This window comes from Streptomyces sp. NPDC040589 (assembly GCF_055594445.1).
On the sequence record NZ_JBVIWP010000011.1, the window covers coordinates 153,889 to 167,986 of the forward strand.

Consider the following 14,098-nt stretch of genomic DNA (forward strand, 5'->3'; position numbering starts at 1 on the left):
GCGGACAAGGCACGTTACTGATCGGTAAGGGGAATCGGGATGCAGCTCGGTATCAACCTCGGCTACTGGGGTGCCGGCATGGACGCCGACAATCTGGCCGTCGCCCAGGAGGCCGACCGGCTCGGATACGCCGTCTGTTGGGCCGCCGAGGCCTATGGATCCGACGCCGCCACCGTACTGACCTGGGTCGCCGCCCAGACCGAACGGATCGACGTCGGCTCCGCCATCTTCCAGATCCCGGCCCGCCAGCCCGCGATGACCGCCATGACGGCCGCCACCCTCGACTCGCTCTCCGGCGGCCGCTTCCGGCTCGGCCTCGGCGTCTCCGGCCCGCAGGTCTCCGAGGGCTGGTACGGCGTCAAGTTCGACAAGCCGCTGGCACGCACGCGTGAGTACGTCGAGATCATCCGCAAGGCCATGACGCGCGAGCGCCTGTCGTACGAGGGGCGGCACTGGACGCTGCCGCTGCCCGGCGGCCCGGGCAAGCCCCTCAAGCTGACCGTGCACCCGCAGCGCGAGCACATCCCGCTCTACATCGCCGCGATCGGCCCGAAGAACCTCGAGCAGACCGGCGAGATCGCCGACGGCGCCCTGCTGATCTTCCCCTCCGCCGACCACCTCGAGGACACGGCGATCCAGTACCTGCGGGCCGGCCGTGAGAAGGCGGGCAAGACCCTCGACGGCTTCGACATCTGCCCGACCCTGCCCCTGGCCCTCGGCGAGGACAAGGACGTGACCACGCTCGCCGACACCTTCCGCCCCTACACCGCGCTGTACGTCGGCGGCATGGGCAGCCGCAAGCAGAACTTCTACAACCAGCTCGCCCAGCGCATGGGCTACGAGAAGGAAGCCGCCGAGATCCAGGACAAGTACCTGTCCGGCGACAAGCAGGGCGCCGCGGCCGCCGTACCGCACGACCTGATCGACAAGACGACCCTGCTCGGTTCCGTGGAGCGCATCGCGGACCGGATGAAGGCCTACGCGGAGGCCGGTGTCACGACCCTCACCCTGGCCCCGGCCGGCTTCACGCTCGACGAGCGGATCGCGTCCCTCCGCGCCGGCACGGAGGCCCTGGAGCGCGCCGGGCTCGCCTGACGCGGCTGAGCCCGACGGAGATTTCTGCGGCCGTGGTGGGGGCTCGGGGGTCTTCCCCGCCACGGCCGTCACGCAGAACAACGCGAGGAGCAGCCGAGGGTTACGTCCTCCATTTGGCGGAGTTGTCCGTCGTACCTGTTGCAGCACCGCGCACCCCGCACTTGACTCGTTCTTTGCGGAAACTGCGGAATCCTGCAGCACGCGCACGCGCGCGGGAGAGGTGCCCACGATGCTTTCGGCCAAGAGTCTGTTCCAGGAGATCCTCGCCAACGACGAGTCCTTCGCCCTGTTCTGCTCCATCGCCGCGAGCGGCGAGTCACAGGGCGGCTGGGAGAACGCCCGGATCGCCGCGCTCGTCCCGGAGAGCGAGCGGGAACTCGCTCCCAAGATCACCCGCCACGGTGCCGACGAGGACAAGCACGGGCGGATCTTCAACGCCCTGATGAAGAAGCGCGGCCTCGACCCCGTCCCGGTCCCGCCGGAGACCGACTACACGATGCTCCTGGAGAAGAACGGCATCGGCCTCGCGCACGAGCGTCTGGGGCGCGACGAGCGGCTCGCGGTCCAGGACATCGTCACGTACCTCTCGCACAGCAGGGTCACCGAACAGCGCGCCTCCGAGCAGATGGACCTGCTCCGCAAGCACTTCGCGGACGACCCGGACATCGGCCGCGCGGTCAAGCAGATCTCGGGCGACGAGGACAACCACCTCGCCTACTGCCACGAGGAACTGCTGCGCTTCGCCTACGCGGGCCACGGCCGGGCCATCCAGCGGACCCTTCGCGAGTGCGCGCTCGCCGAGATCCGGGTCTACCGGGACGTCAGCCTCGCGGTCATGGCGAACATGGGCCGCATCCTGGGCTGGTCGAAGGCCAAGTCGGCGGTGCTGGCGGCGGGCATCCACGCGATGTACGCGTACGAACGGCTGGGCGGCTGGCGCCGGATGGTCTCCCTGGAGATGCCCGAGCGCCGTGACGCCCTCGGCGGTCCGGCCTCCGCTGCACCCGAGTTCGCCTGAGGCCCCCCGGTCTACAACCAGCCCCGGCGCTTGAACAGGCGGAAGACCAGCACCTCCAGAACGACCATCAGCACGACGAGGGCCGGGTAGGACCACTCCCAGCGCAGCTCGGGCATGTGCTCGAAGTTCATGCCGTAGATCCCCGCGACCATGGTGGGGATCGCGGCCATGGCCGCCCACGCGGAGATCTTCCGCATGTCGTCGTTCTGCCGGACGCTCATCTGGGCCAGATGCGCCGAGAGGATGTCCGACACCAGCCGGTCCAGGTTCTCCACGGACTCGTTCACGCGTGTGAGGTGGTCGCTGACGTCCCGGAAGAAGGGCCGGGCCCGGTCGTCCACGAACGGCACCGTCACGCCGGACTGCGCCGTGCCCGCCAGCCGGCTCATCGGCAGGGCCAGCGGCCCGGTCGCCCGGCGGAACTCCAGGATCTGGCGCTTGAAGTCGTAGATCCGGGACGCGGTGTTCCGTGAGCCGCCGACTTCCGGCGAGAACACCTCCGCCTCCAGCCCCTCCAGGTCGGCCTGCAACTCGATCGCGACGTCCAGATAGTGGTCGACCGTGGCGTCGGCGATCGCGTACAGCACGGACGTGGGGCCGTTGCCCAGCAGCTCCGGCTCCCGCTCCAGCCGGTGCCGTACGGCCTTGAGCGGGGCGCCCTCGCCGTGCCGGACGGTGACCGCGAACGAGTCGCCCAGGAAGATCATGATCTCGCCGGAGGAGACGGTGTCGCTCCGCGGCTCGTACACCACCGGCTTCAGGACCACGAAGAGCGAGTCGTCGTACACCTCCAGCTTGGGCCGCTGATGGGCCTTGAGGGCGTCCTCGACGGCCAGCGGGTGCAGGCCGAACTCCCGGGTGACATGGTCGAATTCGCGCTCCGTCGGCTCGTGCAGCCCGATCCACACGAAACCGCCCGCCGTACGGGCCTCACCCAGGGCGTCGGAGAAGTCCTCCGGCCCTTCCGTGCGGTGCCCGTCGCGGTAGATGGCACAGTCGACGATCACGAAGCGAGTCTCCCGTCACTCGAACGACACCGTACGCGCGCGTGCGCCTACGCTGGATCGCATGCCCACGTTGATCCTCGTCAGGCACGGACGCTCCACCGCCAACACCGAGGGACTGCTCGCCGGCTGGACGCCCGGTGTCGCCCTCGACGAACGCGGTGCCGCGCAGGCCGCCGCGCTGCCCGGACGGCTCGCCGAGCTGCCCCTCGCCGAGATCGTCGCCAGCCCGCTCCAGCGCTGCCAGGAGACGATCGGGCCCCTTCTTGAGGCCCGGCCGGAACTGAAGCCGCACACCGACGAGCGCATCGGCGAGTGCCACTACGGCGACTGGTCGGGGCGCAAGCTCGCAGAGCTCAAGGACGAGCCCCTGATGGAGGTGGTGCAGGCGCACCCGTCCGCGGCGGCCTTCCCCGGCGGCGAGTCGATGCGGGCCATGCAGACGCGTGCCGCCGAGGCCGTGCGCGAGTGGAACGCGCGCGTGGAGCGCGACCACGGCGCCGACGCCGTCTACCTCATGTGCTCGCACGGCGACATCATCAAGTCCCTCGTCGCCGACGCACTCGGACTTCATCTGGACCTCTTCCAGCGGATTTCCGTTGAACCGTGTTCCATCACCGCGATCCGTTACACACGACTGCGACCGTTTCTCGTCCGCCTCGGCGACACCGGCGACTTCACGTCCCTGGTGCCGCGCGAGGAACCGCCGGGGGACGACGCCCAAGTCGGGGGTGGTGCGGGCGCACCGTGATCGTCGGCCGCAGTAGGGTGAAGCGGTCGCAGCAGTGCCGTTGTCACACGGCCCCCACGATTCCAATGGAGACAGGACGTGTCCCGTCAGGTGTTCCTCTACGACCATCCGGAGCGTTTCGTGGCCGGTACGGTCGGGCTGCCCGGGCGCCGTTCGTTCTTCCTCCAGGCTTCAGCCGGCACCCGGGTGACCAGCGTGGCCCTGGAGAAGACCCAGGTCGCCGCGCTCGCCGAGCGCATGGACGAACTGCTCGACGAGGTCGTACGCCGTAGCGGAGGAAGCGCCTCCGTCCCCGCCGTCGCACCGACGGAGATCAACGACAGCGCCCCGCTGGACACCCCCGTCGAGGAGGAGTTCCGGGTCGGCACCATGGCGCTCGCCTGGGACGGTGACGAGCAGCTCATGATCGTCGAGGCGCAGGCGCTCGTCGAGCTCGACGCCGACTCCGAGGAGGACCTCGCCGAGGCCGAGGAGCGGCTCCTCCAGGACGAGGAGAACGGGCCGCCGATGCTGCGGGTCCGGCTCACCGGCGCGCAGGCGAGGGCCTTCGCCAAGCGCGCCCTCGACGTCGTCAACGCCGGGCGGCCGCCGTGCCCGCTGTGCAGCCTCCCGCTCGACCCGGAAGGACACGTATGTCCGCGCCAGAACGGATACCGCCGCGGAGCGTGACACCTCCTGACGACCCCGCCGAGCTGCTCGCCCGGGGCGAACTCACCGTACGCGGACGCATCCGTGACGCCTCCAACGCCGCCCTGTACTGCACGGTGTCGTACGACGGCCGGGAAGCGGCCTGCGTCTACAAGCCGGTCGCCGGGGAGAGGCCCCTGTGGGACTTCCCCGACGGGACGCTCGCCCAGCGCGAGGTCGCCGCGTACGAGGTCTCCGAGGCGACCGGCTGGGGCCTCGTACCGCCCACCGTGCTGCGCGACGGCCCCTACGGCGAGGGCATGTGCCAGCTGTGGATCGAGGCGGCCCCGGACGCGGAGCTGCTCGCGCTGGTCGACGGGGAGGAACCCGGACCGGGCTGGAAGGCGATCGGGTTCGCCGAGGTCGGCGAGGGACGTACCGCGCTGCTCGTGCACGCCGACGACGAGCGGCTGCGGCGGCTCGCGGTGCTGGACGCCGTGATCAACAACGCCGACCGCAAGGGCGGGCACCTGCTGCCCACCGGCGACGGGCGGTTGTACGGGATCGACCACGGGGTCACCTTCAACGCCGAGAACAAGCTGCGGACCCTGCTGTGGGGCTGGGCGGGGGAGCCCTTCACGCGCGAGGCCGCCGACGTCCTCGAGGGCCTCAGAAAGGATCTGGCCGAAGGCGGGGCCCTCACCGCACGGCTCGAACCGCTGATCACCGGCGCCGAGATCGACGCCGCACGCGCGCGTGTCGGTGCGCTGCTCGCCTCGGGGACGCATCCGGAGCCGAGCGGGGAGTGGCCGGCGATTCCCTGGCCACCCGTGTAGCAGCACAGACGCGGAGCTCGCGCAAGAACGCCTTCTCGGCCGTCCGGACCGCTCCCATTCGTATATGGAACTTCAGTCCGGTTACGCTCATGACATGCATGCCTGGCCCGCTTCCGAGGTCCCCGCCCTGCCTGGTCAGGGCCGCGACCTGAGGATCCACGACACCGCGACCGGCGGTTCGGTCACCCTCGACCCCGGTCCCGTCGCCCGTATCTACGTCTGCGGCATCACCCCGTACGACGCCACCCACATAGGGCACGCGGCGACGTACAACGCGTTCGACCTCGTGCAGCGCGTGTGGCTCGACACCAAGCGGCAGGTTCACTACGTCCAGAACGTCACCGACGTCGACGACCCGCTCCTGGAGCGGGCGCAGCGCGACGGTATCGACTGGGCCGCGCTCGCCGAGAAGGAGACGGTCCTCTTCCGCGAGGACATGACGGCCCTGCGGATGCTGCCGCCGCGGCAGTACATAGGCGCCGTCGAGGCCATACCGGGGATCGTCCCGCTCGTCGAGCGGCTGCGGGACGCGGGCGCGGCGTACGAACTCGAAGGGGACGTCTACTTCTCCGTCGAGTCCGACCCGCACTTCGGCAAGGTCTCGGGTCTGGACGCCGAGGCGATGCGGCTGCTGTCCGCCGAGCGCGGCGGCGACCCGGACCGGCCGGGCAAGAAGAACCCGCTCGACCCGATGCTCTGGATGGCGGCCCGCGAGGGCGAGCCCAGCTGGGACGGCGGATCGCTCGGGCGCGGACGGCCCGGCTGGCACATCGAGTGCGTGGCCATCGCCCTCGACCACCTCGGCATGGGCTTCGACATCCAGGGCGGCGGCTCCGACCTCGCCTTCCCGCACCACGAGATGGGCGCCTCGCACGCCCAGGCCCTCACCGGCGAGTTCCCCATGGCCAAGGCGTATGTGCACGCCGGCATGGTCGCCCTCGACGGCGAGAAGATGTCCAAGTCCAAGGGCAATCTGGTCTTCGTCTCCAAGCTCCGGCACGACGGCGTCGACCCGGCCGCCATCCGGCTCGCGCTGCTCGCCCACCACTACCGCGCCGACTGGGAGTGGACCGACCAGGTCCTCCAGGACGCCGTCGCCCGGCTCGGCCGCTGGCGCGCCGCCGTGTCCCGGCCCGACGGCCCGCCCGCGGAGGCGCTCGTGGAGGAGATCCGCGAGGCCCTCGCGAACGACCTGGACGCCCCGGCCGCGCTCGCAGCGGTCGACCGCTGGGCCGCCCTCCAGGAGGAGAGCGGCGGCACGGACATCGGCGCGCCTGGTGTAGTCTCCCGCGCGGTGGACGCGCTGCTCGGCGTCGCGCTCTAGCCGAGAACCGACAGAAGGGGCGCTTCCCGGCCGGGAAGCGCCCCTTCTGCTGTGACTACGTGCCTCAGTCCTCCGACGACTCCTCGTCGTCCGTGCCCGGCTTGGGCTGGGCCGACGACTCCTCGTCGTCCGTGCCCGGCTTGGGCGGCTTCGGCGGTCGCGTACGGCCGCTGGGGCTGTCCCGCAGATACGACGTGCTGTCGCTGCCGTCCGCCGTCGCGTGTCCGCCGGAGGCGGTCGGTCCGCCGCCGTCCCGGCGTCTCAGATAGCGCTCGAACTCGCGCGCGATGGCCTCGCCCGAGGCCTCCGGCAGCTCGGCGGTGTCCCGGGCCTCCTCCAGCGACTGGACGTACTCGGCGACCTCGCTGTCCTCGGCGGCCAGCTGGTCCACGCCCACCTGCCAGGCGCGCGCGTCCTCGGGCAGCTCGCCCAGCGGGATGCGCACGTCGATCAGGTCCTCCAGGCGGTTCAGGAGAGCCAGCGTGGCCTTCGGGTTCGGCGGCTGCGAGACGTAGTGCGGCACCGCCGCCCACAGCGAGACGGCCGGCACGCCCGCGTGTGTGCACGCCTCCTGGAGGACGCCCACGATGCCCGTGGGGCCCTCGTACTTGGTCTCCTCCAGGTCCATCCGGCGGGCCAGGTCCGCGTCGGACGTCGTCCCGCTGATCGGAACCGGACGGGTGTGCGGGGTGTCCCCGAGCAGGGCGCCCAGGACGACCACCAGTTCCACGCCCAGTTCGTGCGCGAAGCCCAGCAGTTCGTTGCAGAACGAGCGCCACCGCATGGACGGTTCGATGCCCCGGACGAGGACGAGATCGCGGGGCTTGTCCCCGCCGACCCGGACCACCGACAGCCGTGTCGTCGGCCAGGTGATCTTGCGGACGCCCGCTTCCATGAACACCGTGGGACGGTTCACCTGGAAGTCGTAGTAGTCCTCGGCGTCCAGCGCCGCGAACACCTCGCCCTTCCATTCCCTGTCGAGATGAGCGACCGCGGTGGAGGCGGCGTCGCCGGCATCGTTCCAGCCCTCGAACGCGGCCACCATGACCGGGTCGACCAGCTCGGGAACCCCCTCGAGCTCGATCACCCAGTGCCTCCTTCCGACGTACCCTCGCGAACGCCCCAACCTTACGGCGTGCCAAGGGGGCGCCCGCAGCCCCCTCGCAGGGGGAGTGACCCCATCACTGCCCCGTGATCCGCCCCTGAACACCCCGGATTCATCCGAGCTGTCCGTGAGGCTCCGGTCACAGCGTGGAGCGCAGCCACTGCTCCACGCTCGCGATGTGCACGGTCGCCCACGAGCGTGCCGCCTCGGCGTCCCGGTCGCGCAGGGCCGCGAGGATCGCCCGGTGCTCGCGCAGGGTGCGGCCGACGGCGTCCTCCTGGGTGAGGCCGCGCCAGATCCGCGCCCGGGTGGTGGGGCCCGACAGCCCGTCGAGCAGTGAGCAGAGCACGGAGTTGCCCGAGCTGTGCACGATGCCCCGGTGGAACTCCAGGTCGCAGGCGACGAGGTCCTCCACGGACGGGGCTTCGCCGAGCTTGTCCAGCTGGGCCGTGAGCGCGTCCAGCTGCTGCTCGCTGATCCGCAGCGCCGCCATGGCCGTCGCGGCCGGCTCCAGGATGCGGCGTACGGCCAGGAACTCCAGGACCGTGTCGTCGCGGTGGAAGTCCACGACGAAGCTCATCGCCTCCAGGAGGAGTTGCGGGTCGAGGCTCGTCACGTAGGTGCCGTCGCCCTGCCGGACGTCCAGGATGCGGATGAGGGACAGCGCGCGGACGGCCTCCCGCAGGGAGTTGCGGGACAGGCCGAGGTCGGCGGCGAGTTCGCTCTCCTTGGGCAGCCGGTCGCCCGGGCGCAGCGCGCCGGAGACGATCATTCCCTTGATCTTCTCGATCGCCTCGTCGGTGACTGCCATGGCCGGCCTCCTGTCGCTTAAGACCTCCGACGTATCACGTCATTATGCGGGGACGGACACGCGGAGGGGGCGGCTCCGTCGGCGTGGAGCCGCCCCCTCGGGTACGGGTCGAGAATTCGGCCTACTTCTTGTCGAGCAGATCCTGGACCTTGGCGCGGACCTCGTCCGTGGCCAGGCCGCGGATCGTGAGCGTCGTCCGGCGGCGCAGCACGTCGTCCTGCGTCTCGGCCCACTCGTGGTCCCGGGCCCAGGCGACCTGCGCCCAGATCTCCGGGGCGTCCGGGTGCACGCGCTCGGCGAGCTCCGGGCTTTCGTTGGCGATGCGGGCGATGTCGAACGCCAGCGAGCCGTAGTGCGTGGCCAGGTGCTTGGCGGTGTCGGCTCCCATGCGCGGGCCGGGCGCCGGGCGGTCGGTGAGCAGCCGGTGGGCGACCGCGCGCGGATTGGCGATGCCGGGCAGCGGCAGCTTCTTCGGCAGCGAGCTGATCGGCTCGAAGTCGTCGCCCAGCGGGTGGCCCGGCAGCGACTCCAGCTTCTTCATGATCGTGCGGCCGATGTGCCGGAAGGTGGTCCACTTGCCGCCCGCGACGGACAGCATGCCGCCCCGGCCCTCGGTGACGACCGTCTCCCGCTTGGCCTTGGAGGTGTCGCCGGGGCCGCCCGGCAGCACCCGCAGGCCCGCGAAGGAGTAGGTGATGAGGTCGCGGCTCAGCTGCTGGTCGCGGACGGAGAAGGCGGCCTCGTCGAGGATCTGGGATATGTCCTTCTCGGTGACCGAGACATCCGCCGGGTCGCCCTCGAACTCCTCGTCGGTGGTGCCGAGCAGCAGCATGTCCTCCCAGGGGAGGGCGAAGGTGATGCGGTACTTGTCGATCGGGGTGGCGAGCGCGGCCTTCCAGGGAGAGGTGCGCTTCAGGACCAGGTGCGCGCCCTTCGACAGCCGGATGGACGGCGCGGCGTTCGCGTCCTCCATGCGGCGCAGGTGGTCGACCCACGGGCCGGTCGCGTTCAGCACCAGCCGGGCGCTGACGCCGAACTCGTCGCCGGACAGGCGGTCCTTCAGCTCGGCGCCCGTGACGCGGCCCTGGGTGAAGCGCAGGCCCGTCACCTCGGCGTGGTTGAGGACGACCGCGCCCGCCTCCACGGCGCCGCGGACCGTCATCAGCGCCATGCGCGCGTCGTTCATCTGGTCGTCGCCGTACACGGCCACGGCCTTGAGGTTCTCGGTGCGCAGCTCCGGTACGTCCTGCGCGGCCTTGGCCGGGGAGAGCAGATGTCCGACGCCGTCACCGAAGGCGGAGAGCGCGGAGTAGGCGAAGACGCCCGCTCCGAGCTTCGCCGCGCCGTGCGGCCCGCCCTTGTACACGGGCAGGTAGAACGTGAGCGGGTTCGCCAGGTGGGGGGCCACCTGGCGGGAGACCGCACGGCGCTCGAAGTGGTTCTCCGCCACCAGCTTCACCGCGCCGGTCTGCAGGTAGCGCAGACCGCCGTGGAGCAGCTTGGAGGAGGCGGACGACGTGGCACCGGCGAAGTCGCCGGCGTCGACCAGAGCCACCCTGAGGCCGGACTGCGCGGCGTGCCAGGCGGTGGAGATGCCCAGGATGCCGCCGCCGATCACGAGAAGGTCGTACGACGCCTTGGCGAGCTGCTCCCTGGTCTCGGCTCGGCTCGGGTTCGAGCCGGAGGCCGGGTGCGTCCCCAGGGCAGGTACGGACTGCAGGGTGGACTGAGTGGTCATGCTGTTTCTTACTCCTCGTCCTCGAGCCAGCCCATGGTCCGCTCGACGGCCTTGAGCCAGCTCTTGTACTCACGGTCGCGGTGCTCCGCGTCCATGCGGGGGGTCCACTCGGCGGCCCGGCGCCAGTTGGCGCGCAGGTCGTCGGTGCTGTTCCAGAAGCCGACGGCGAGGCCGGCGGCGTAGGCGGCGCCGAGGCAGGTGGTCTCGGCGACCATCGGGCGCACCACGGGGGCGTCCGCGAAGTCCGAGAGCGTCTGCATCAGCAGGTTGTTGGAGGTCATGCCGCCGTCGACCTTGATCGCCGCGAGCTCGACGCCGGAGTCCTTCGTCATGGCGTCGGTGATCTCACGGGTCTGCCAGGCCGTGGCCTCCAGGACGGCGCGTGCGAGGTGCGCCTTGGTGACATACCGGGTGAGGCCGGCGATCACACCGCGGGCGTCGGAGCGCCAGTACGGGGCGAACAGACCGGAGAAGGCCGGCACGAAGTAGGCGCCGCCGTTGTCCTCGACCGAGAGCGCGAGCGTCTCGATCTCGGCGGCGGTGGAGATCAGGCCCATCTGGTCGCGCATCCACTGCACCAGCGAACCGGTGACGGCGATCGAGCCCTCCAGGGCGTAGACCGCCTTCTCGTCGCCGATCCGGTAGCCGACCGTGGTCAGCAGCCCGTTGTACGAGTTGACCGGCTTCTCACCGGTGTTCATCAGCAGGAAGGTGCCGGTGCCGTACGTCGACTTGGCCTCGCCCTCGGCGAAACAGGTCTGGCCGAACAGGGCCGCCTGCTGGTCGCCGAGCGCGGAGGCGACCGGGATGCCGCCGAGCAGGTCACCGAGCTTGCCGCCGGTGATCGCGCCGTAGACCTCGGCGGAGGAGCGGATCTCGGGCAGCATGGCCAGCGGGACGCCGATGGACTCGGCGATCTTCTCGTCCCACTGCATGGTGTGCAGGTTCATCAGCATGGTGCGGGACGCGTTGGTCACGTCGGTGACGTGCTTGCCGCCGTTGACACCGCCGGTCAGGTTCCAGATGACCCAGCTGTCCATGGTGCCGAAGAGGATGTCGCCCGCCTCGGCGCGCTCGCGCAGGCCCTCGACGTTGTCGAGCAGCCAGCGGGCCTTGGGGCCGGCGAAGTACGAGGCCAGCGGAAGGCCGGTCTCGCGGCGGAAGCGGTCCTGGCCGACGTTGCGGCCGAGCTCCTTGCAGAGGGCGTCGGTGCGGGTGTCCTGCCAGACGATGGCGTTGTGGACGGGCTCACCGGTGTTCTTGTCCCAGAGCAGAGTGGTCTCGCGCTGGTTGGTGATGCCGATGGCCTTGATGTCGTCGCGGGTGATGCCGGCCTTCGCGACGGCCCCGGCGACGACCTCCTGGACGTTGGTCCAGATCTCGGTGGCGTTGTGCTCGACCCAGCCCGGCTTCGGGAAGATCTGCTCGTGCTCCTTCTGGTCGACGGAGACGATCCGGCCGTCGCGGTCGAAGACGATGCAGCGGGAGGAGGTCGTGCCCTGGTCGATGGCGGCGATGAAGGGGCCGGCGGTGTGCGCGTCGGTCACTGTGTGCTCCTGGAAGTTCCGTGTGTGTGGGGCTTTACGTACGGCGCGTGCTGAGAGTTTCGCGAGGCGCGGGAAAGACTGCCGCTCCTGCGCGAGAAAGACCGCTCCTAAGCGAATGCGACGTTGTAGATGCCTGCGGCGATGGCCCCGCCGATGAGCGGACCGGCCACCGGGATCCAGGCGTAGCCCCAGTCGGAGCCGCCCTTGTTGGGCAGCGGCAGCAGGGCGTGCACGATACGCGGACCGAGGTCACGGGCCGGGTTGATCGCATACCCCGTCGGGCCGCCGAGAGACAGACCGATCGAGACCACCACGAGCGCGGTGATCAGGGCACCCAGGGTGCCCAGGCCGTTGCCCTTGTCGTTCAGGCCCTGCGTGAGGATGGCGAGCACCAGCACGACCGTGCCGATGATCTCCGTGGCAAGGTTCTGCCAGGCCACCCGGACCTCGGGCCCGGTGGAGAAGACGCCCAGCACGGGGCCGGCGCCCTGCTCCTGGGCCTCGACGGCCTTGGCGGCGGTGTCCTGCGCACCCGGACCGCCGACGATCTCGCGGTCGGTGAGGTGGGCGTGGAACTGACCGTAGTAGGCGATCCAGACCAGGCCCGCGCCGATCATGGCGCCGAGGATCTGTCCGGCCCAGTAGACCGGGACGTTCTTCCAGTCGCCGTCCTTGATGGCGAGCGCGAGCGTCACGGCCGGGTTGAGATGGGCGCCGGACAGCGGCGCCGTGGTGTAGACCGCCGTGAGCACCGCGAAGCCCCACCCGAAGGTGATGGCGAGCCAGCCGGCGTTACGGGCCTTGGAGGCCTTCAGTGTGACGGCGGCGCAGACTCCGCCGCCGAGGAGGATGAGTATGGCGGTACCGATGGTCTCGCCGATGAAGATGTCGGAGCTGGACACCCGCGACTCCTTTGTCCTTCGTCCAGGGGGAAGTTCGATACCGGCCTGGCGTTGTCCCACTCTAGCGCGTATTGCCGGTAGCTGTTCGACAATGTCGACCGATGGACGGGAGTCTTGCTTCGGGGTTACGAGCACGTCAAGAGCTCTGTTGTCGAAAACACGATCGTTACTGATCGCTGCCCATCCCGTGGATCTCCGATGCCCAGGGCCGCGGACATGCCGAGGACCGGAACGCCGTACGACGCCCCGGTCCCGCTGTGTACCGTCAGAACCGCCCGGCGCCCAGGTCCCGCGACACCGCGCGGGCGCAGTCCCGCACGGCCGCGATCAGCTCCGGCCGCACCGCGCCCTCCTCGTCGGACCGGCACAGCCGCTCCACGGCGCCGGTGATGCCGACCGAGCCGACGGGCATGCGCCGCCGGTCGTGGATGGGCGCGGCGAGGGAGGCGACTCCCTCCCAGGTCTCCTCGACGTCCGCCGCGTAGCCACGCGCGCGCGTGAGGTCGAGGATGTGCTCGAAGTCCTCCGGCTCGCACACGGTCCGGTCGGTGAACGCCTTGCGGTCGTTCTCCAGGGCCTCGCTGTGCGCCACCGGGTCGTAGGCGGACAGCACCTTGCCCAGGGCCGTGGAGTGCAGCGGCTGCATGGCCCCGATCTCCAGGACCTGCCGGCTGTCGTCGGGCCGGAAGACGTGGTGCACGATCAGTACGCCCTGCTGGTGCAGGACGCCCAGATAGACGCTCTCGCCGCTGGAGCGGGCCAGGTCGTCGGCCCACACCAGGGCGCGCGCCCGCAGTTCGTGCACATCGAGGTAGGTGGTGCCCAGGCGCAGCAGCTCCGCGCCCAGCTGATAGCGCCCGGAGGCGTCGTCCTGCTCCACGAAACCCTCCTGCTGGAGGGTGCGCAGGATGCCGTGGGCGGTGCCTTTGGCCAGGCCCAGCGACGAGGCGATGTCCGACAGGCCGAGCCGTCGCTCGCCGCCCCCGAGCAGCCGCAGCATCGCGGCCGCCCGTTCGAGCGACTGGATGTTCCGTGCCATCGCCGTACTGCCTCCGTCCCCTTCGACCGCCGACAAGCGCCGCCGCAGCCCTCGTTCGGCAATGTCGAACACTACCGGTCGTTGCCGACCTCTCGCTAATGCCCGGACGCCATTTGTTGCGTCACAGAGGGTTCATCGGACGCCCGACGGCCGCCCCGCCGCCATCGGCGTCCGCGTCGTGGACGCGCTGCCCATCCAAGCCGACTCCCGGTTACGCTGGCGCGGTGCGCCGTTCCCCGGATGCCCTCCGGATGTCCGGGAAGCCGCAAAGCCGACAGCCGTCGCATCCGAGGGAGCCCTT

At 70.4% G+C, this 14,098-nt stretch carries 13 protein-coding genes; 6 read left to right on the forward strand and 7 right to left on the reverse strand.

From position 1 onward, the window contains the following. Positions 1-39 precede the first annotated feature (39 nt). Both ACZ58V_RS35580 and ACZ58V_RS35585 read left to right on the forward strand, forming a co-directional pair. A complete protein-coding gene (locus ACZ58V_RS35580) occupies positions 40-1,095 on the forward strand; it encodes an LLM class F420-dependent oxidoreductase (RefSeq protein WP_468197335.1) in 1,056 nt (351 codons plus the stop codon). A 229-nt stretch (positions 1,096-1,324) separates the two neighbouring features. Beyond that, positions 1,325-2,113: a ferritin-like domain-containing protein gene (locus tag ACZ58V_RS35585; protein WP_468197337.1), complete on the forward strand. Its 789-nt coding sequence runs from the start codon at positions 1,325-1,327 to the stop codon at positions 2,111-2,113. A gap of 11 nt (positions 2,114-2,124) precedes the next feature. Here ACZ58V_RS35585 and corA read toward each other — a convergent pair whose 3' ends face one another. After that, positions 2,125-3,120, reverse strand: coding sequence for a magnesium/cobalt transporter CorA (gene corA / locus ACZ58V_RS35590; protein ID WP_468197339.1), 996 nt, complete (start codon positions 3,118-3,120; stop codon positions 2,125-2,127). Between the two features lie 61 nt (positions 3,121-3,181). Between corA and ACZ58V_RS35595 the strand changes: the two genes are divergently transcribed. The 4 genes from ACZ58V_RS35595 (at position 3,182) to mshC (ending at position 6,655) form a co-directional block, all read left to right on the forward strand. Further along, positions 3,182-3,868 (forward strand): histidine phosphatase family protein, encoded by a 687-nt coding sequence (locus ACZ58V_RS35595; protein ID WP_468197341.1) that lies wholly within the window; start codon positions 3,182-3,184, stop codon positions 3,866-3,868. Between the two features lie 78 nt (positions 3,869-3,946). Next, entirely contained in the window at positions 3,947-4,537 is a 591-nt protein-coding gene (locus ACZ58V_RS35600; protein WP_189726597.1) for a DUF3090 domain-containing protein, read from the forward strand. Continuing rightward, the gene (locus ACZ58V_RS35605; protein WP_468197344.1) at positions 4,501-5,331 is read left to right on the forward strand and encodes an SCO1664 family protein; all 831 of its coding nucleotides are present in this window, start codon (positions 4,501-4,503) and stop codon (positions 5,329-5,331) included. The genes ACZ58V_RS35600 and ACZ58V_RS35605 overlap by 37 nt, the downstream gene beginning before the upstream one ends. Positions 5,332-5,425: 94 nt before the next feature. Continuing rightward, complete coding sequence (gene mshC, locus ACZ58V_RS35610; RefSeq protein WP_468197346.1) at positions 5,426-6,655, forward strand: cysteine--1-D-myo-inosityl 2-amino-2-deoxy-alpha-D-glucopyranoside ligase; 1,230 nt, start codon at positions 5,426-5,428, stop codon at positions 6,653-6,655. Positions 6,656-6,719: 64 nt separating this feature from the next. Here mshC and ACZ58V_RS35615 read toward each other — a convergent pair whose 3' ends face one another. From ACZ58V_RS35615 to ACZ58V_RS35640, 6 genes are all read right to left on the reverse strand, one after another. Continuing rightward, complete coding sequence (locus ACZ58V_RS35615; protein ID WP_468197348.1) at positions 6,720-7,742, reverse strand: PAC2 family protein; 1,023 nt, start codon at positions 7,740-7,742, stop codon at positions 6,720-6,722. Between the two features lie 157 nt (positions 7,743-7,899). After that, a complete protein-coding gene (locus tag ACZ58V_RS35620; RefSeq protein ID WP_468197351.1) occupies positions 7,900-8,571 on the reverse strand; it encodes a FadR/GntR family transcriptional regulator in 672 nt (223 codons plus the stop codon). A 121-nt stretch (positions 8,572-8,692) separates the two neighbouring features. After that, complete coding sequence (locus ACZ58V_RS35625; RefSeq protein ID WP_468197354.1) at positions 8,693-10,309, reverse strand: glycerol-3-phosphate dehydrogenase/oxidase; 1,617 nt, start codon at positions 10,307-10,309, stop codon at positions 8,693-8,695. An 8-nt stretch (positions 10,310-10,317) separates the two neighbouring features. Then, complete coding sequence (glpK, locus tag ACZ58V_RS35630) at positions 10,318-11,856, reverse strand: glycerol kinase GlpK (protein ID WP_391106906.1); 1,539 nt, start codon at positions 11,854-11,856, stop codon at positions 10,318-10,320. A gap of 107 nt (positions 11,857-11,963) precedes the next feature. Continuing rightward, entirely contained in the window at positions 11,964-12,758 is a 795-nt protein-coding gene (locus ACZ58V_RS35635; protein ID WP_471295302.1) for an MIP/aquaporin family protein, read from the reverse strand. Between the two features lie 265 nt (positions 12,759-13,023). Beyond that, complete coding sequence (locus ACZ58V_RS35640; protein ID WP_189726589.1) at positions 13,024-13,797, reverse strand: IclR family transcriptional regulator; 774 nt, start codon at positions 13,795-13,797, stop codon at positions 13,024-13,026. Positions 13,798-14,098: the final 301 nt, after the last annotated feature.

Bases quoted from the DNA above. Each gene is read 5' to 3' on its own strand.
- ACZ58V_RS35580 (WP_468197335.1), top strand. From the start codon at position 40: ATGCAGCTCGGTATCAACCTCGGCTACTGGGGTGCCGGCATGGACGCC.
- ACZ58V_RS35585 (WP_468197337.1), top strand. From the start codon at position 1,325: ATGCTTTCGGCCAAGAGTCTGTTCCAGGAGATCCTCGCCAACGACGAG.
- ACZ58V_RS35595 (WP_468197341.1), top strand. From the start codon at position 3,182: ATGCCCACGTTGATCCTCGTCAGGCACGGACGCTCCACCGCCAACACC.
- ACZ58V_RS35605 (WP_468197344.1), top strand. From the start codon at position 4,501: ATGTCCGCGCCAGAACGGATACCGCCGCGGAGCGTGACACCTCCTGAC.
- mshC (WP_468197346.1), top strand. From the start codon at position 5,426: ATGCATGCCTGGCCCGCTTCCGAGGTCCCCGCCCTGCCTGGTCAGGGC.
- ACZ58V_RS35620 (WP_468197351.1), bottom strand. From the start codon at position 8,571: ATGGCAGTCACCGACGAGGCGATCGAGAAGATCAAGGGAATGATCGTC.
- ACZ58V_RS35625 (WP_468197354.1), bottom strand. From the start codon at position 10,309: ATGACCACTCAGTCCACCCTGCAGTCCGTACCTGCCCTGGGGACGCAC.
- ACZ58V_RS35640 (WP_189726589.1), bottom strand. From the start codon at position 13,797: ATGGCACGGAACATCCAGTCGCTCGAACGGGCGGCCGCGATGCTGCGG.